This is a genomic window from Exiguobacterium sp. s121 (genome assembly GCF_018617245.1).
Taxonomy (GTDB): domain Bacteria; phylum Bacillota; class Bacilli; order Exiguobacteriales; family Exiguobacteriaceae; genus Exiguobacterium; species Exiguobacterium profundum.
In genome coordinates, this window is sequence record NZ_JACSJV010000001.1 from 1,172,310 (window position 1) to 1,189,857 (window position 17,548).

The 17,548-nt window shown below is 47.6% G+C and carries 21 protein-coding genes, 1 pseudogene and 2 riboswitches; of the genes and pseudogenes, 11 read left to right on the forward strand and 11 right to left on the reverse strand.

Translation table 11 applies throughout. The features are described from left to right. Nucleotides 1–229: 229 nt before the first annotated feature. Nucleotides 230–1,003 (reverse strand): annotated as a pseudogene (locus KOG47_RS14880) (IS30 family transposase). Between the two features lie 455 nt (nt 1,004–1,458). Between KOG47_RS14880 and KOG47_RS06015 the strand changes: the two are divergent. Continuing rightward, on the forward strand, nt 1,459–2,124 hold the full coding sequence (locus KOG47_RS06015) for a hypothetical protein (RefSeq protein WP_215243889.1): 666 nt from the start codon (nt 1,459–1,461) through the stop codon (nt 2,122–2,124). Between the two features lie 164 nt (nt 2,125–2,288). Here the strand turns inward: KOG47_RS06015 and KOG47_RS14820 are convergent, their stop codons facing one another. From KOG47_RS14820 to KOG47_RS06040, 6 genes are all read right to left on the reverse strand, one after another. Beyond that, a complete protein-coding gene (locus KOG47_RS14820) occupies nt 2,289–2,399 on the reverse strand; it encodes an ATP-binding protein (protein WP_276551134.1) in 111 nt (36 codons plus the stop codon). 84 nt (nt 2,400–2,483) lie between these two features. Next, nucleotides 2,484–2,651 (reverse strand): hypothetical protein, encoded by a 168-nt coding sequence (locus KOG47_RS14825; RefSeq protein WP_276551135.1) that lies wholly within the window; start codon nt 2,649–2,651, stop codon nt 2,484–2,486. 631 nt (nt 2,652–3,282) lie between these two features. Next, entirely contained in the window at nt 3,283–3,519 is a 237-nt protein-coding gene (locus KOG47_RS06025) for a hypothetical protein (RefSeq protein ID WP_215243890.1), read from the reverse strand. A gap of 144 nt (nt 3,520–3,663) precedes the next feature. Further along, nucleotides 3,664–4,185: a DM13 domain-containing protein gene (locus KOG47_RS06030; protein ID WP_215243891.1), complete on the reverse strand. Its 522-nt coding sequence runs from the start codon at nt 4,183–4,185 to the stop codon at nt 3,664–3,666. A gap of 101 nt (nt 4,186–4,286) precedes the next feature. Continuing rightward, entirely contained in the window at nt 4,287–4,811 is a 525-nt protein-coding gene (gene msrA / locus KOG47_RS06035; protein WP_215243892.1) for a peptide-methionine (S)-S-oxide reductase MsrA, read from the reverse strand. A gap of 67 nt (nt 4,812–4,878) precedes the next feature. Then, nucleotides 4,879–4,978: riboswitch (SAM riboswitch) on the reverse strand. A gap of 44 nt (nt 4,979–5,022) precedes the next feature. Beyond that, nucleotides 5,023–5,184 carry a hypothetical protein gene (locus KOG47_RS06040; RefSeq protein ID WP_215243893.1) on the reverse strand — a complete coding sequence of 54 codons (162 nt, stop codon included), beginning with the start codon at nt 5,182–5,184 and terminating at the stop codon, nt 5,023–5,025. Between the two features lie 113 nt (nt 5,185–5,297). Between KOG47_RS06040 and KOG47_RS06045 the strand changes: the two genes are divergently transcribed. Both KOG47_RS06045 and rlmN read left to right on the forward strand, forming a co-directional pair. Then, the gene (locus KOG47_RS06045) at nt 5,298–6,704 is read left to right on the forward strand and encodes an amidase family protein (RefSeq protein WP_251131811.1); all 1,407 of its coding nucleotides are present in this window, start codon (nt 5,298–5,300) and stop codon (nt 6,702–6,704) included. Between the two features lie 65 nt (nt 6,705–6,769). Continuing rightward, on the forward strand, nt 6,770–7,831 hold the full coding sequence (gene rlmN / locus KOG47_RS06050) for a dual-specificity RNA methyltransferase RlmN (RefSeq protein ID WP_215243895.1): 1,062 nt from the start codon (nt 6,770–6,772) through the stop codon (nt 7,829–7,831). A gap of 37 nt (nt 7,832–7,868) precedes the next feature. Here rlmN and KOG47_RS06055 read toward each other — a convergent pair whose 3' ends face one another. Next, nucleotides 7,869–8,477, reverse strand: a complete 609-nt coding sequence (locus tag KOG47_RS06055) for a class I SAM-dependent methyltransferase (protein ID WP_260563536.1) — start codon at nt 8,475–8,477, stop codon at nt 7,869–7,871. A 139-nt stretch (nt 8,478–8,616) separates the two neighbouring features. On the opposite strand from KOG47_RS06055, the gene KOG47_RS06060 reads away from it, so the two are divergent. From KOG47_RS06060 to KOG47_RS06090, 7 genes are all read left to right on the forward strand, one after another. Next, nucleotides 8,617–9,498, forward strand: coding sequence for an SMP-30/gluconolactonase/LRE family protein (locus tag KOG47_RS06060; RefSeq protein ID WP_215243897.1), 882 nt, complete (start codon nt 8,617–8,619; stop codon nt 9,496–9,498). 43 nt (nt 9,499–9,541) lie between these two features. Continuing rightward, a complete protein-coding gene (locus tag KOG47_RS06065) occupies nt 9,542–9,808 on the forward strand; it encodes a hypothetical protein (protein WP_012726390.1) in 267 nt (88 codons plus the stop codon). A gap of 111 nt (nt 9,809–9,919) precedes the next feature. Beyond that, a complete protein-coding gene (locus KOG47_RS06070) occupies nt 9,920–11,113 on the forward strand; it encodes a GTP-binding protein (protein ID WP_215243898.1) in 1,194 nt (397 codons plus the stop codon). 65 nt (nt 11,114–11,178) lie between these two features. Beyond that, a riboswitch (TPP riboswitch) is annotated at nt 11,179–11,279 on the forward strand. Between the two features lie 82 nt (nt 11,280–11,361). After that, nucleotides 11,362–11,952 (forward strand): Ykof family thiamine-binding protein, encoded by a 591-nt coding sequence (locus KOG47_RS06075; protein WP_215243899.1) that lies wholly within the window; start codon nt 11,362–11,364, stop codon nt 11,950–11,952. Continuing rightward, on the forward strand, nt 11,945–12,520 hold the full coding sequence (locus KOG47_RS06080; protein WP_012726387.1) for an ECF transporter S component: 576 nt from the start codon (nt 11,945–11,947) through the stop codon (nt 12,518–12,520). Before KOG47_RS06075 ends, KOG47_RS06080 begins: the two co-directional genes overlap by 8 nt. Continuing rightward, nucleotides 12,486–13,856, forward strand: a complete 1,371-nt coding sequence (locus KOG47_RS14830; protein WP_276551136.1) for an ABC transporter ATP-binding protein — start codon at nt 12,486–12,488, stop codon at nt 13,854–13,856. Before KOG47_RS06080 ends, KOG47_RS14830 begins: the two co-directional genes overlap by 35 nt. Then, nucleotides 13,838–14,572 carry an energy-coupling factor transporter transmembrane component T family protein gene (locus KOG47_RS06090; protein ID WP_159562359.1) on the forward strand — a complete coding sequence of 245 codons (735 nt, stop codon included), beginning with the start codon at nt 13,838–13,840 and terminating at the stop codon, nt 14,570–14,572. Before KOG47_RS14830 ends, KOG47_RS06090 begins: the two co-directional genes overlap by 19 nt. Before the next feature lie 9 nt (nt 14,573–14,581). Here the strand turns inward: KOG47_RS06090 and KOG47_RS06095 are convergent, their stop codons facing one another. Together KOG47_RS06095 and KOG47_RS06100 are read right to left on the reverse strand one after the other, a co-directional pair. Then, nucleotides 14,582–15,169, reverse strand: a complete 588-nt coding sequence (locus KOG47_RS06095; protein ID WP_012726384.1) for a DUF1643 domain-containing protein — start codon at nt 15,167–15,169, stop codon at nt 14,582–14,584. A 28-nt stretch (nt 15,170–15,197) separates the two neighbouring features. Next, the gene (locus KOG47_RS06100; protein WP_230872907.1) at nt 15,198–15,881 is read right to left on the reverse strand and encodes a lytic transglycosylase domain-containing protein; all 684 of its coding nucleotides are present in this window, start codon (nt 15,879–15,881) and stop codon (nt 15,198–15,200) included. Nucleotides 15,882–15,967: 86 nt separating this feature from the next. Here KOG47_RS06100 and KOG47_RS06105 point away from each other — a divergent pair, with 86 nt between their 5' ends. Then, nucleotides 15,968–16,663, forward strand: a complete 696-nt coding sequence (locus KOG47_RS06105; protein WP_215243901.1) for a CPBP family intramembrane glutamic endopeptidase — start codon at nt 15,968–15,970, stop codon at nt 16,661–16,663. Here KOG47_RS06105 and KOG47_RS06110 read toward each other — a convergent pair. Continuing rightward, nucleotides 16,596–17,519: an alpha/beta hydrolase gene (locus KOG47_RS06110; RefSeq protein ID WP_159562356.1), complete on the reverse strand. Its 924-nt coding sequence runs from the start codon at nt 17,517–17,519 to the stop codon at nt 16,596–16,598. The genes KOG47_RS06105 and KOG47_RS06110 overlap by 68 nt on opposite strands. Between the last annotated feature and the right edge of the window lie 29 nt (nt 17,520–17,548).

The following is a 17,548-nucleotide window of genomic DNA, read 5'->3' on the forward strand; positions in this document are numbered from 1 at the left end:
ATTTCCGATGACTTTCGCCGGGCTTGATGTGCGTAAATCTTTTCACACGGTCAATTGTGAGGACATAACTAGGTAAGCGGAATAGACAATTATTAAGAATGTACTATTACGTCGACATTGTTAATGTTGGGCTCTTTTTAACTTTTGAAATAAGGGGGTTCTGGGACATAACTAGGCGAGTCTCGATAAAAAGAGATGGCGTTCATCATTTTTTTGTAGTTATGGTTTGTCAAATTAAGTGCAGCATTTCATTGTTGAATGCCTCGTGTGCTGTTCGCCAGCCGAGGCATTTCCTCGGCAGCCCGTTGATTTTTGGCGAGCGCCTCTGCGAGTTTTACGTCATCGACCTGCGCGAAGTTCGTTCCTTTCGGTAAGAACTCGTGTATAAGACCGTTAGCATTCTCGTTGCCCCCACTTTGCCAGGACGCGTACGGGTCAATGAAATAAAGTTGTACGTTCGGATTCGCCCGTGACAGCTGAACTCCTTGTCCAGGTTTGTGATTGGAAGGGCGATGTAGATCCTGTTCTATTGTTCGACGAACGTCGCGACGCATGCCTTCGATTTCCCATCCATGCCCGGAGACCTCGGTGTCGAGCTCCCAGTGACCGAACGTTTTACGTGCACGCACCTCTCCTGGGCCGCTTGGCGTCTTACGTTGAATTGCCCCTGTGTCTCTACCGGCTATTGACACTTGCCCTTTTTGTGAAGTACGGTTGTCCGCACGTTGATAAGCTTCGAGTAGAACCAGCGATATATGGTCGAGAAGGAGATTTCCCCATCGAAGAGACGACCGACGATCTATTCGGGGGACCATGTTGCCCACAGGTTCTCGGTGATTGTTCGGTGGATTGCCTCGTCGAGCTTCGTCTTGGCACCGCAATTGGACTTCTTTTTCTCGTAGCGTTCCTGTGTACATCTTGAATCGTAGTCGGGTTTCCTTCTGATTTCCCGTGAAACGGTCGAGGGATGACGCCCGAGCCTACTTGCGATGGATTTGGACATCCCGAGTTCCAGAGACGTCTCTATTCCACGCGTTCCGCTGTGGTAAGATAGGGTAGCTCATGTCGATTCCTCCGTGTGAATGTGTGTTGTGGTGACTTCATTCTACACGAGGGAATCGTCATGGGATTTTTTTATTCACGTTCAGATGTTGCATTTAATTTTATAATTCATCATTAAAAAATTTCATTATAGTGATTTGTAATAGTGATTCGTATAAATTCAAAATAATGTTGAGCTTGAAATAACCATCTTCAATTTACTTTTAAATGCGAAGAAAATTGAAGATGAACGCGTCAACTATATCAACATTGAATGTGGTAATGTGTTTTTTGTAAATAAAAACTACGAAAAGGTAATATATTCACTTTTTTAACAAAAAATATATTGTTATATCAAGTTGCTTTAGTTATTATAGATAGATGTATTTAAATGAACACTAAAAAGGTGGAATTGTTTTGAGGGAAATCATTATCTATCACAAAAAAAATTATAGTAATTATAGACATTTTAAAAAGCGTGCTATAACCAAAGAATTTTGGATAAATATTACTTTTTTAGTGTTTATAGTATTAGGGTTTTTATTCTTACTATTTAATGCCAAAGGCATGGACGAAGAAAATATAAAATGGATCTGCGGTATTGTAGTTACTTTTTGCATTTTGATGCTTCTTTATATCACTCATTTAGAGAGATACACTACTTATTTTGTGAATGATAACAAAGAATATAAAAAGCAATTGGAAAGGAAGTTAATAAATGAGTTTAAAATAAAAAAGGCGACTCAATTAAACATAGTAATCAATTCAATTACCGAAGAAAGAGATAGGAATATTAAAAAATTCGGTATCGCAATACCTTACATAGGAATTGGTGTTACACTGATTGCCTTACTTTCAAATACTTCAAATTTTGATATGAATACTACGTTGATTATTTGTCTCATTTACTTTTTCCTCATTTTTATATTTCATGGAATATTAAAGTTTGCCGAGCTTTTCTTTAACTTGTATTCAGATAATTTAACCACTCTTATTAAAGTGCTTATACAAATACAGTTAGATTGGATGGAAAAAGAAGGGGTTTCAAAGGGGGGTAAATACAGAAAGCGCTCAAGAATTTAGTTAAAATACTTTTCTTTGTTAATTTCATAAGTTAATACTAAAAGACGCTTTTTGGATCATTCAATTTAAATGTGACTGATTACTTTCTTAATCGCTATGCATGATTTCGATACGCTGAAGTAGGCGGTCCAGTTTCGCAGTCGTGATGCACTGTTTTCCAATCATTACTTCGATTGATTGGGGCTTTTGTTCGAGGTTAGGATGATCGAACTACGTTCATAAAGGTGATTGACGAGATGGAAGAAGAGATTGACTTCTCGTTGGCCAATGACCATATACGTCAGGTCATCGATGATGACAAGGTCCGAACCAAATCCCTCAGTCTTTTCAACTGAATCTTTGACTTGCCAGAGAACTTTTCACTTTTGGATGGTTGTTCGATCCAGTTTAGCTGTTTCAACTGCTTCAATTGCCTCAGCTGCCGTGCGGTCAGTGCAGTCTATTCCTCCAGATTGAAGTCTTAGAGGAATTTGAAGAAAGGGAATCGGACCAACTTCATTCGCCTCTCCAAACTCTTTGAGTTTCATTCGGAACGCTCATGGTTCATGATGGCACCTAGAAATACGATAAACGTCTAAGAGGCAATTTCGGCCTCTCTCAAAATTTGTGGGAGGGCGTCGGTAGTCTCGGCCTGACGAAGCTGATGAAAGTCCTGTTTTAACACGGAAACGCTTTGACTCATCTTGACCTCACCTGTTTTCTCGTTGATTGCGTTGAGGTGATTCTGTTCATATACGATTTCAGAAGGATGCCCATTATAGAAGTAGAGCGTACTCCCCTAACCATGCTATGATCCAGTACCGGTATATGTTGAGTTTCTTCTTTTATGAACATGTATTTTCGTCAAATTCATGTAGGGCGTCTTCATACGTTATTTTCAAGTACTTATATACTGTCTGTCTTATATCTTTAGAGCTGTAGAGATTTGAGTCGCTTTGAAGTTTTGCTGATATATTTGATAAATATTGATGTGTCGAACTAATTTTTCCACCAAATCTATTTACTCCAGATAATCTAGCCTCAACGACTCTACCGGGATTCAGATTCTTCGGCAGTAGTGTAAAATGGTAAAAATCAAAAACTGTCAATTTTGTTCTAGCGTTCACAGTGGACTATTGATTAAAAAATATCAAGTACCAATATAAAATGATTACTTTTTTATTTTAATTGTCTGTGCCGCCACATCATCGACGTCATAAACGCTGCCCATCCACCGAGTACTAGGATATAAATTCCTAAGAATAATACGAATGCCCCATAGTCTTCGAGCTCTTCGAATGGATTCCGAATGATCATCGGTTCGGATAATATGCCGACCACCATCATTGGAATGAAGAATAGAAAGAAACGTTTCCGAAAGTAGTGTTTGTACGGTTGTGTCAATGTCTGCTCCATATTCGTATCTCCTCAATTGAATTACACTTATTTACATATATGATAGCATGTTCTCATTTGAGGTTGGATGATTGGTCTTTATTTTTTTAGGCAATTTCAATTGAAAAGAGGGTGGCCGATTCATTCAGCCACCCTTCAGTCTGTTCATTCACTTGATCCAGTCAGTTCTCCCGTCCCGAACGTCGTGCTAAACGCACGGCACCAGATGACAACGGTATTGTACTCTTCTAGATTCACATCCTTAGGGATCAAATAGTTTTGATTCCCGATGTTTCCTTTTAACGCTCCTAGACTGACGCCTTGGGTCGTCTCTTGTCCTGGTTTCGTCAAATAGACGAATAAGTCAGGACCGTTCATCGTCTCGAACTCTTCAAATCGGAGGTACGTCCCGTCTTCTGTCTCGACCGAGTGGATTGTGCCGGTCGTCTCATAGTTTTTCTCCCCGTCCATGAACACACCCACCACTTCGGTTGGACTCGGTTGTGCGTCAGGTGTCTCGGCTGAATCTTCCTCCGTCTCTTCTTCTGGAGACGGTGATTCGACAGCTGTCGGCGGCAATCCTTCGTCGACCGTCTCGGTTAAAAATAGTGGGGAAATCAGCCACCAGGCGATGGCGAGGATGGCGACACCGATGATTCCGATGATGATTTTTGTACGAGTCTTCATATATGAATCCTCCTTATCGGATGTTTGAATCATTACATTCCTTTTCCCGATTCATGAGCTTATAAAAAGACGCGAATCATTGAATTCGCGTCCATTGAAGATCATACCGTCTCGGTCCAGTTCTCCTCGATGAACTCGTCACGTCCTGAGATCGCTCGGTCTTCCTTGTAATGCTTCGGATTTTTTTTATGATAATCCTGATGGTAGTCTTCTGCAGCGAAGAACGTCGTCGCCGGAATGATTTTCGTGACGATCGGAGCCGTGAAGCGTCCGCTCCCCTCCAACACATCGCGACTCGCCTCAGCCGAGATTCGTTGTTCTTCCGTGTGGTAGAAGATGGCTGGTGCATACTGTGGCCCTCGGTCTTGGAATTGCCCCTCATCGTCCGTCGGATCTGTCTGAATCCAATATAGCTCGAGAAGACGCTCATATGAGAAAAGAGATGGATCATATGTGATTTGAACGACCTCGAGGTGCCCCGTCGTCCCTGTTTTCACTTGTTCATATGTCGGATTGTCAACCTGTCCGCCCATATAGCCGGATACGATACCTTCAATCCCTGGTAATTCTTCAAATGGCGTCACCATGCACCAAAAACAGCCGCCTGCGAATGTTGCTTTTTCCATACTGTCGTTCCCTCCAAATCGTCATTCAACAAAAAAGCGCTCACGTCGGATGACATGAGCGCTTTCGTCATATCGTCCAAGGTTTCCCTTGCTGGTCGTAGCACCTTGCCTAAGGCAGGTTGCTGTGAAGTCGCGGAGCCAGATCTCTCGTTCACTCTTGATATCGATATGTAGTTGGTGAGAGCATCATACCACCCTCAAAATACATTCGTCAATGATTCGGTTTTCGTTTCAACTGAAAAACCGTCAAGACGAAGATGAATCCAATCAAGCCGATGGAAATGAGCGTACCATAAGGCACATTTTCACCGTATAGCTGTAAGAAAAATAGGCCGAATACGGCAAGCAGCACAAAGACATAGGAGCGAGTCATTGGGACCTCCTGTTTTTTCTTAAGTGTATCAAGAACACATCGACTTGGCGATACGAAAAGGAAATCAGACATAGAGCACGAATAAAGGGGGAGAGATAAAGGAGGAATGCATGATGGAACAAATCCAATTACATGAACTGACGATTGAACGTGCGCATCGTGGGTATAAAGAAGGACAATTCACGGCGAGAGACGTGACCGCCTATTATTTAGGACGGATTGCGACGTATAATGAACGGCTTCATGCCGTCATTCAAATCAATCCAGACGCCCTATTCGAGGCAGAGGCAGCAGACCGGGCGTACCGAAAAGGGGTACGCAAACCGCTACTCGGCATTCCCGTCTTAATCAAAGACAATATCGAGACGAACGGTCTGATGCGAACGACTGCAGGTGCTGCCGCGATGCGACATCATTTCGCCGCTCGAGATGCCGAGCTCGTCAAACGGTTGCGGGCTGACGGCGCCATCATCTTGGGGAAAGCGAACCTGTCCGAGTGGGCGAACTTTTTAACAGAAAATATGCCGAACGGTTGGAGTGACGTCGGTGGACAGACGATGAACCCATACGGCGACGGGTTGGATGTCGGGGGATCAAGCTCAGGGTCGGCTTCTGCGGTCGCGGCAAACCTCACGCTTCTCGCAGTCGGGTCTGAGACGAGCGGTTCAATCGTCCATCCGAGTGTCCATAACAGCATCGTCGGGATCAAGCCGACGGTCGGATTAATCAGTCGCTCCGGAATCATCCCGATTTCACGTTCTCAAGATACGGCGGGACCGATGGCGCGTACGCTTCGTGATGCGGTCATCGCCTTACAGACAATGTGCGGTGAAGATTCGGCTGATCCTGCGACGTGGGAAACTCCAGTCGGACCGCCTTATGTGACATGTCTCGATGTCCGTCAAGCGGTCGGGATGCGCGTCGGGTTCGTCAAACCAGACATTTCAGAAGAAGAAGTCGGATTGTATGAACAGGCGCTCCGATTGCTTCGGCAAGCCGAGGTCGAACTCGTCGAGGTCACGCTACCAAAGCATGAGGCGCTAAATCAGGCGGACATCCTGTTCGACGAATTCAAGCTCGGGGTCGAGGCGTATCTTGCCAATACGACCGTGCCGTTTAAAACGCTTTCCGATTTGATCGAGTGGAACGAAGAACATCCTGAATCGATTCCGCACGGCCAGACCATCTTTGAAGAAGCGAACGCCAAATCTGGAAAACTGACTGAAGCGAACTATCTCAACCGACGCATCGAGGACGTCCGTCTCGCGAAAACGGAAGGGATTGACACATTGCTTGCGTCACATAAACTGGACGCACTCGTGCTGCCACATGACATGAACTATGACATGGCTGCAAAAGCAGGTCATCCGACGATTACAATCCCATATCATTTGAAAAAGAGCGGTGCCCCATTCGGACTCTCGTTCACGGGGACGAGCTATGCGGAGCGTGATTTAATCCGAGTCGCTTATGCGTTCGAACAGTTCGTCACACGACCGACGCCTCCAGATTATTCGTAAGTTGCACCCGTCTCTCACGTCCGCTACAATGGTACGTATGCGGATTAGAGAAAGGACAGATTACAATGAAATCATCTATATACGGGTTGACGTTCGATCAACTCACAAACGAGTGTACGGAAGCGGGATACGGTGCCTTCCACGCACGTCAAGTTTGGGACTCGCTCTACATCGACCGGGTCAAATCGATGGACGACCTCAACGTACGTGATGAGGTGCGTGATTACTTAACAGAGAAATATGTCATCTCAACACAAGAACTGTTCGTCAAACAAGAAGCGGGCGACGGGACGGTCAAATTCTTACTTAAATTACATGACGGGCACTACATCGAGACGGTGCTCATGCGTCACAAATACGGACGTTCGGTCTGTGTGACGACTCAGGTCGGTTGTAACATCGGATGTAGCTTCTGTGCGAGCGGCTTGTTGAAGAAGACTCGTGACTTGACGGCTGCTGAGGTCGTCGAGCAGATCATGACCGTCCAACATTTCCTCGATGAAGAGGGCGAAGGGGACCGCGTCAGCCATATCGTCGTCATGGGAATCGGCGAACCGTTCGATAACTTCGACAACTTGGTCGACTTCTTGCGTGTCGTCAAAGATGAGCGTGGACTTGCGATCGCTCCGCGTAAGATCAACGTGTCGACGAGCGGACTCGCGGATAAGATCTACAAGTTCGCAGACCTTGATCTACGTATCAACTTGGCGCTCTCTCTACACGCGCCAAACGATGAATTACGTACTCGCATCATGAAAATCAACCGGGCGTTCCCGCTTGATAAACTCATGCCATCGATTCGTTACTACGTCGAGAAGACGAACAAACGGATCACGTTCGAGTATATCCTGCTCTCGAAAGTGAACGATTTGCCGGTACATGCGGAAGAACTCGCTGACTTGATCGAAGACATCAAAGACAAGTCGTACGTCAACTTGATCCCATATAACCCGGTCAACGAGCACATCCAATATGAACGAAGCACGCCTGAGGACATCATGGCGTTTTACGACATCTTGAAAAAGCGTGGCGTCAACACAGGCGTCCGTCTCGAGCACGGGACAGACATCGATGCGGCATGTGGACAACTCCGCAGTAAGCATATGAACGTCGAAGGCGCGAAGTAAACAATGGCCTCCTCGAATCTCGGGGAGGCCATTTTTTTTACCGTTTTTGTCCTACATATTGAATCACTGCGGATTCACCGTGATGGAGTGTGCCTTCTTCTCGCCAGACGACCGTCTCGTTTAGGACGAGAGGGACGAAATCGTCATCGAGTTGGTGGAACATCTCTTCGGTGTAAAGAAGTGAGGCGTCGTTTGGTCCACCTGTCCCGTAAGCGAGTTGATGTGTAGAGTAGACTTCACTCAGGAACAAACCACCAGGTCGAAGCGTTTGTTGGATACCCGTAAACACCTTTTCTCTGACGTGTGGAGGAAAGTGGCCAAAGATACAGATGACCATGTCATACGCCTTGTTTGGCCAATCGGCTTCATTCAAGTCGATCTGTTTCGTCTGAATGGACACGTTTCGTGACGTCGCCAAGCGTTTCGCTTTGTCGATCCCTGCTATAGAAACGTCCCATATCTCGACTTCAAAGCCGAGCGTGGCGAGCCACACCGCGTTTCGACCTTCGCCCTCCGCGATGGCCAATACACGTTTTCTTTCAGGTTGATGAAACGTGACCCATTCGCGTAAAAATTCGTTTGGCTCTGTCCCATACACATACTCTTCCGAACTAAATCGTTCATCCCATTTCGACAAGCCATTCACTCCCTCTCTACGTTTCTTTCACTATAGCAAAACGAACGGACGACGGTGAAAATCCAACACGATTTTCTGGATTCATGCATAGTCCCCATGCGAGAGGGGAATAGATTTCTGAACTAATGGATAGAGTGGAGGCTAAGTGATGGAGAAAGTAGATGCGTCGTTGTGGATTCGTGTACGAAATACGCTTGGTGAAGGTCCGTGTTGGGATGCCGAGCTGAAGCGGTTTTATTGGGTAGATATCGAAGGCCATACATTGTGGTGGTATGACGAACGTGAGGATGAAATCTCGTCGTTTGAAGTCGGGAAACAAGTCGGTTTCGTCATTCCGAAAGTGACGGATGGCGTTGTCCTTGGTTTGAAGGACGGCATTTATGAATGGGATGAGATCAATCGGGACTTGAAGAAGATTGTCGAGTTGGATGATCCGGACGGTCAATTGCGGTTTAATGACGGAAAAGCCGATCCATACGGTCGAATCTTCGCCGGAACGCTTCATCTCGAAGACAAAGAGAATCAAGCGACATTGTATCGTGTCGATCGGGATGGTACGACGACGACACTCATGAATGAGCTCACACTTTCGAACGGGTTGACGTGGTCTCCTGACCATTCCGTTTTTTATCATATCGATACACCGACTGAAACGATTCGCCAATATGATTTTGATTTGAAGGCGGGTACGTTATCAAATGGAAAGGTCGTCATCGATTTCGCAGACGAGGATGGCTTCCCGGATGGTATGATATCGGATACGGAAGGGTGTTTATGGATCGCGCATTACGCTGGAGGTAAAGTGTCTCGCTGGAATCCATCAACCGGTGAAAAACTGTTAGAAGTTCACGTTCCTGCACCGAATGTTACATCATGCGCCTTTATCGGGGATGGGCTCAATCGATTGGCCATCACGACGGCTCGTGAGGGGATGGATGAGGAAGCGTTAGCCGAATATCCGGATGCTGGATCGGTATTTATCACGGATACGGATGTGAAAGGGATGCCGCTGTATCGCTTTGGGCGTTGAGGAGGACATGCTGTATCGCTTTGGGCGTTGAGGAGGACATGCAATGGTGAAACGACTGTTAGTTCGAGCAGGTATTGGGTTGGCAGTTGCGGCAGCGGTCAAGATGGGGATTCAAAAGTTGCAAGAAAATCGAGCGCGGGAAGAAGATCATTCTTATCTCGACCCAAAATGGGACGAGGTGCCGAGTGTCGATTCTGACAAGGACGAGGATGAGGTCGGGTTGACGCAACTCGACTCCATCTATCGGGCGGAGTGGCAAGCGAACGCCTATCCCCGCTCGGAAGCAGAACGAAAAGCGTTGGAAGAATAAAAGCATGTTTTTCAAAACACGTCCGTGTGGCGTGTTTTTTTGTTGACAAATCGAATCAGTCGTTTCAATATATAAAAAGTAATGATTACGATTTAATGGAGGTTCATCAATATGAAACGAATTCCAATTACAGTACTCTCGGGTTATCTTGGTAGCGGAAAGACGACACTGCTCAACCACATCTTACATAACCGGGAAGATAAAAAATATGCGGTCATCGTGAACGATATGAGCGAGTTAAACATTGATGAGAAATTGATTGAACAGGGTGGTTTCTCCCGTACCGATGAAAAATTAGTCGAACTCTCGAACGGGTGCATCTGTTGTACCCTACGTGAGGATTTGCTGACAGCGGTCTATGAGTTGACAAAGGATCGTGACCTCGATGGCATCATCATCGAGTCTTCTGGGATTTCAGAGCCGATTCCCGTTGCGCAGACGTTCACGTATGCCGATGATGCGCTCGGAATCGATTTGACGAGCCGTGTCTATATCGATGCGATGGTCACTGTCGTCGATGCGTACCGCTTCTTCAAAGATTTCAATTCTGGTGAATCGCTCATGGAACGTCAACAAGCCGTCGATACAGGAGATGTCCGTGAAGTCGTCGACCTACTCGTCGACCAAGTCGAATTTGCGGATATCATCGTGTTGAATAAGGCAGACCGGGTGTCTGAAGCGGAACTGCAGGAGATGAAGGGGCTACTTAAGACACTCAACCCGAGCGCCCGATTATTGACTTCAACATACTCCGACGTAGCGTTAGACGATCTACTCGACGTCCAGTTGTTCGATTTCGATCAGGCGATGCGTGCGGCGGGATGGATTCAAGAACTTGAGGCAGAAGAACATACGCCGGAAACGGAGGAGTATGGCATCAGCTCGTTCGTCTACCGTCGTCGTCGACCGTTCCACCCTGAGCGCTTGATGAATTGGATGGAGCACTATCCTGAAGAAATAGTCCGTGCCAAAGGCTTCTTGTGGATCGCGTCACGGAACGACCTTGCCTGTCTCTTCTCCCAGGCCGGATACGCATCGACGCTCGAACATGCCGGTCGTTGGTTAGCGACCCTTCCGGAGAGTGAACGAGAGGCAATGTTCGCAACAGAACCTGAACTGCGTGAAGATTACATCGAGCCGTACGGAGACCGACAGAACGAATTGGTTCTCATCGGACAACGGATGGACCGGGAGACGGTCGAACAATCACTTGACGCCTGCTTGTTGACGGATAAGGAGATGGTAGCGGCATGGGATTCGTTCCATGACCCACTCCCTGGTAATGGCCAACTCGTCACCTATTAAGATTGACCGTTTACAAACTGACGAAACATCGCTATACTGTGACTGCATAAGTAACCGCATATCAATGACTGCACTAGGGGTGCTTCGGCTGAGATGTGAGCATGGCTCCGATCCCTTATAACTCGATCCAGGTAATACTGGCGTGAGGAAGTGCGGCACTTTCTCTATGCAAGTTTGTATAGATTTTGTTGCTGCATTCTCATGAATGCGGCTTTTTTTGTGCAAACACATAAAGAGGGGGAAACAAGATGAATGAATCATGTGGCACGAGTCAGATTGTCGGATTTCGCTTCACGCTTAGCCCGATGACAGATGACTTTATCGGGACGATCAAAGGGGCATTGAAAGGAACAAATATGACGGGTGTCTGGCGACATACGGATGATGTATCGACCGTGATCCGTGGTCGTGCCGAGCACGTATTCGACGTCGCACGGACCGTGTTGAGCCTGGCTTCGGAAGAAGGACGCCATGTCTCGATGAGCGGAACCTTCTCCGTCGGATGTCCGGGAGATTCGGCAGGGGATGAAGCACTCGATGCCCCACCACAACAACTGAACAGGTCCTCAAGAGAACAGTATGTCTCTTCACAATTCGCGCTCTATCCGATGGGTGCAGAGAACTACATGGATCTCATCTATGATGAAATTGAACAAGCGAAACAGGCCGGTGTCTATAATGACTCCATGCACTACGCATCCGGCATTCATGGGAATTTGGATGATGTGTTCTCGTATTATGAGGCGGCGTTCAATCGGACGCGCGAGAAGAATCGACACGTCGTCATGACGGTGACGTTCAGTGTGAACAGTCCGTCACATGGAGGACGACATGCTTAAATCGTGGAAATTGAAAGAGGTCGTTCTCGTCTCCGTATTGTCTGTCGTCTTTGCCGTCGTCTACTTACTGTTCGTCCATATCGGGAACTTATGGGCGGGATTGATCGGGCCGATCGCCTATGAATGGATTTTCGGTATCTGGTTCATCGTGTCGATCATCTCGGCGTACATCATCCGGAAGCCGGGTGCTGCCTTTATCTCGGAAGTGATGGCAGCGACGATTGAGATGTTGATTGGAAATGCGATCGGACCACGCATCATCTTGGTCGGCATCGTCCAAGGTCTTGGGGCTGAAGCTGTCTTTGCGATGACAGGCTATCGTCGATATGAGCTATGGGTTCTCATGCTAGCTGGATTTGGCTCGGCCGTCACGAGTTTCGTGTATACCTACTTCATGAGCGGATTTGCGATGCTTGAACCAGGATATGTGGCGACGATGTTCGGGCTGCGCGCGGTCAGCGGCATGGTCATCGCAGGAATCGGTGGGAAGTTACTCAGTGACCTGTTGCTCAAGACGGGGTCACTTCGTGGCTATGCGATCGCTCGGAGTGGGAACGTCCATGGTTGAGACAGAATCGCTTTCATTCCGGTTCCCCGAAAGTCAGGACACCATCATAAAAGATGTGTCACTTTCCATACGACCTGGACGCACGATTTTGACAGGAACGAGCGGAAGCGGGAAGTCGACCCTGCTCGCGCTGTTCAACCGTCTCTATCCAGAGAATTGTGATGGAGTCCTAGAAGGCAGACTCGAACTGTTTGGACGGATTTACGACGAATACGCACCAGGCGAAATCAATCAGCAGGTCGGGACCGTATTTCAAGACCCGGACACGCAGTTCGTGATGGAACGGGTGGAAGAGGAACTCATCTTCACACTCGAAAATTTGCAGACACCGGTCGAGGTAATCGATCAGCGTGTGACGGAGATTCTCGAGTCACTCCAACTGACCGATTACCGAAATCGTCTCATCGATTCCTTGTCAGGCGGGGAGAAACAACGGATTGCCGTCGCCTGCGCCATGGTTGGACAACCAAAATGGTTGCTTCTCGATGAGCCGTTGACGCACCTTGACCCAGTGACCGCGAATCGATTCGTCGACTGGCTCGATCACTTAGACAACGTGAACGTCATCGTTGTCGAACATCGCGCGCACTTGTGGGGAGACTTTTTTGATTGGCACATCGAACTCGACCAAGGACGGATTGTACGGAACGAACCGTTTCAGCCGGTCGATGATTTTTCATTCAAACCGTCGCCTGCGCCACGACAAGCAATCGAGCATTACGTGGTCGACGAGGTGGTGCGTGACTCATTTCGATTAAAAGGGGTGACCCTTCAAGCTCGTATCGGGGAAGTGATTGCCATATTGGGACCAAATGGGAGTGGGAAGTCGACGTTTTTACGAAGTTTGACGGAGTGTGACCGCCGGGTGGGACTCGTTCCCCAATCTCCGGAACACTTATTTTTCATGAACTCGATCGAGCAAGAGCTACAGTTTGGTCATGAGAAATCGATTGATGTCGTATTGGATGAGCTAACCCTCGAGGACAAACGAGTCCTCCATCCATTGTCACTCAGTCATGGACAGAAGCGACGACTCGCCGTCGGGATTCAGTTACTCTCAAACAAACAGTTGCTTGCCTTCGATGAACCGACGGCAGGTCAGGATGAGCCGTCACTCCATGCACTAGAGATTTTGATGAAGCGACATGCGGCAAAGGGACAGACGATCTTGTTCGTGACCCATGACTTATCGTTCGCCAATATCGCCCATACGTTCTATTTGATGAAGGATGGGGAACTCTCAGGACCATTCGGGGATGAGCTTTGGGGGGACACGGAGAGACTTCGTCATTATCGACTAGCGGGAGGACGGCAACGATGTCACTCCATGATATGAATCCGACGATCAAGTTTGGGACGATGACGATCATCATGTTCGGGCTGGCCTTGTTTTATAACCCGTGGACCCCGCTCGTCATCATTGTCGGTACGTTGACGATTCAATTACTGGCGACGGACGTTTCATGGAAGAAGTGGAGCCTGTTTTTGATTCCTTTTCTCGTCACGGCACTCGGGACGTTTTGGACGACGCTCGTGTTTGGGAAGGAGCTTGGGGGAGAGACGTGGGTAACCCTTCTCGGTCAAGACATTTCAAAAGAAGAGGCACGTATCGCCATGTCTCTTAGTCTACGTGTGTTGGCATTCACCGTACTGTCGCTCCTCTTTATGTTGACGACCGATTCGAAACGTTTCGTCATGAGTTTGATGCAACAGGCAAGGCTTTCTCCGACGATTGCCTATAGTGCGCTCGTCGGATTCCGCTTCCTTCCGTTAATGCAACGGGAGATGCATCAGCTACAATACGCGCATCGTCTTCGCGGTGTACCTCTTGATACGAAATGGGAGCGGATTCGGCATGTCCCGAAACTACTTCTTCCACTGATGGCAGGTTCAATCCGACGTGCTGAACGTGTCGCCTTCTCCATGGAGGCGAGAGGTTTCACAAGTGGAAAACGGACCGTCTATGAGCGGATTGACATCAAACCGTCCGATTACATGTGGTCCGGTATATTCTTCATACTGTTCGGTCTTTCCATTTGGATTGGCATATGAAAAGACGACTCACGGAGAGTCGTCTTTTTTCGTTTCTTTCACGATACGAAACTTCGGTTTGACCGATTCGTTGTTGAACGCCTCGAGAACGGTATTCTCGTTTGCCATTCGAATCTGTTGTGGCTCGCCTTTTGCTGTCGTACCGATGCAATACATGTTCGCTTCATAATCCGCAAAGAGCGATTTGTAAGATGTCGCGTGGTGCATCAAGCGACCTGGAGACCCCCAACCGACGATGATCATCCCGCCGCTTGCTTCTACCTCTTGTAACGTCTCTTCGACGTAATGGTAGTTCGTCTCATCGAGTTGAGACTCCACGTATGGAAGGTTGTCATTGATGGCGAGTGTCGGGACGAGACTGATGACCCGCATTTCTCGAATCGGTTGTGACAAATGATTTTGCATCAACATATAAGCACGCTGTGTCGTCGTGCCAGACAAAAAGGCATCGCTCATCCGCGGCGAGTAAATAATGACGGCGCAGATGACGCCATCCTCCACATCGGTGAACTCATACGTTCGCATATAGCGTTTCGTTTTATCTTCATTGAAGATTGATTTGACGCGGATGGTTACTTCTTCTACATGCGTGTTCATTTCCATTCCTCACTTTTTCATGTAAGCATCAGCCGAGCGATTTAAACCACTCGACATATCGAATCGTGTAATAAGCAACTCGTTGACTAAGCGTATCACGCTCATCAGGCATGAACGTCACGCTTGATTCATAGTTCTCGAAGTACGTCATGACATCATTGACATATTGCTCACTTCGATTGTATTCGAAGATAGCGTTTCGGACGGATGTGACTGAATCTGTCTTTTTTCCACCGTGTTCACTTAAATAATACGCCGCCGTGTGCGCAGAATCAACTAGACTATGTGGGTCAGCTTTTCCATCGCCGTTCCCGTCGCGACCGAGTCCGCCATACTGTTCAATCAAGGCAAGGTCCGTCAAATCCACTTCGTCTTCTGGGACATCGCCTTTTTGGTCATCGGTATCATATTCCCAACCGAGCCAAGTACGGGGCATGAATTGAAAAGGTCCGATCGCGCCGACAGACGAACGCATCGACGAACTGTGTGAGAAGATGGTCTCTACACGGTGAACGGCAGCCAGTAGGCGCCAGTCCACGTCATATGTTTCAGCAGCGTCTTGATAGACGGCCAGATGTGTGTTCGGAACACCGTTCTCTCCATAATAGGTTCGATACAATCCATTGTTCACTTTATCATGTTGACCGAGCCAGCCGACTGCCCCGAGCAAAAGCACGAGCACAATAATGAAACCGGTCAGTCGCAGCATCATACGTTTCAAGATACCGCCTCCTAGCTTTTAGACAATACCCGAATAGTGTAGCATATAGCTAAGAGGAAGGACAGGAGTGGATATGGATGCTTGAACGTTTGATTTTTACAGCCATTATCGGCTACATGCTGATCGTTCAAATCTTCAATGCCAAATTGATTCGTCCCTTGATTGAAACGAGAGGACGGGCATGGGTATATGAACAAACCGTGAAATCGGCATGGGGGCTGACCTTGTTAATTGTTGCCCTCATCTTTTTATTTCAAGTACCGCCATCAGAAGTCGGATTGAGGTTCGGACCAGAAGCGGGGAACGAACAGGCATGGCAAGTCTTTTACTTGTCATGCATCCTGGTCACCGTGGCGCTCGTCTTTTATCTGTTGGTAAAAACTTCAGCACGTCTCCGAAATGTGTTACGCCCTTACTATGATCTCGATTTAGAGAAGCTGCTCCTCCCTCGGACAAAACCTGAGGAACAAGCGTGGGGTGCCGTCTCGGTCACTGCAGGCGTGACCGAGGAATTCATTTTCAGAGGAGTCCTGCTATACACGATCTCCCTCTATATAGAGGTCCCGGATTTGACTCTCGCCTTAATCGGGGGCGCCCTTTTCGGTGTGGCCCATGCCTATCAAGGGATAAAGGGAGTCTTCACGACAGGGATCGTTGGATTCGGACTAGGTATCCTATATTTAGGGATGGGTGTCCTTTGGCCGGTCATGGTGTTACATGTGCTACTTGATTTGATTGCCGGTCCAATCCATGTCGATGCAAAAAGCGAGTGACCGCCTCCTCATACGCAGGAGCGTCCTTGATCATGCAATCGGTATGTTCTGCGCCATCGATCAATACCAAGTCGTTCTTCCGGTTCAATGCATTCATTTCGACCGACATCCACGTCGGGACGAAATCATCTTTTGAACCATGTACGAATAGGATTGGGGTCGTCGTTTCCGTGACGGCCTTTTTCGGTTGGACTTGTCTCATCGTGAACCCTGCACGAGACCAAAGGAAATAGTCGATTCCCGGTAAAATGAGCTCGGCTGGGATATGGTGTAACTCTTTCAATTGATAACGCATCAATTGTTTCATATCGTCAAACGGACATTCTGCGATGACGAAGTCGACGTTCGTGAGCGGAGTCGTCTGCAAGACGGTGGCCGCTCCCATCGAGACGCCGTGAAGCCCGACTTGATCGACTGTTTCCTCTGTCTTCAACCAGTCCACCCAGTCGATCATATCGACTTTTTCATGGAAACCATATGAGGCATAAATTCCTTCGGACTCACCGTGTGAACGTAAATCGACGGCAAGCAGGTTAAAGCCGAGACGATGGAACATGGCGAGGTGAGGGGCCATGAAACTATGTGATGCGGTATATCCATGTACGAACACAATCCATTTTGTTGACCCCTCATTCCGATAGATACGCCCGTAGAGGCGGTACTCATCACGAGATTGAATCGAGACATGCTCGAACGGTACGTCATGATAAAAGTTGCGATCTTCGTCCGTATATGGAGCGAGTAACATCTCCGGAGTCTTTCGTTTGCCCCGCGTCATTCGTTTGAAGGCATAGTAGCTGACCGCGTAGTAGCCTGTGAAAAGTGATGCCAATCCAATTTTCCATTTTCGTTGCATTAATACCGACTCCTTTCAACGTTATTGTA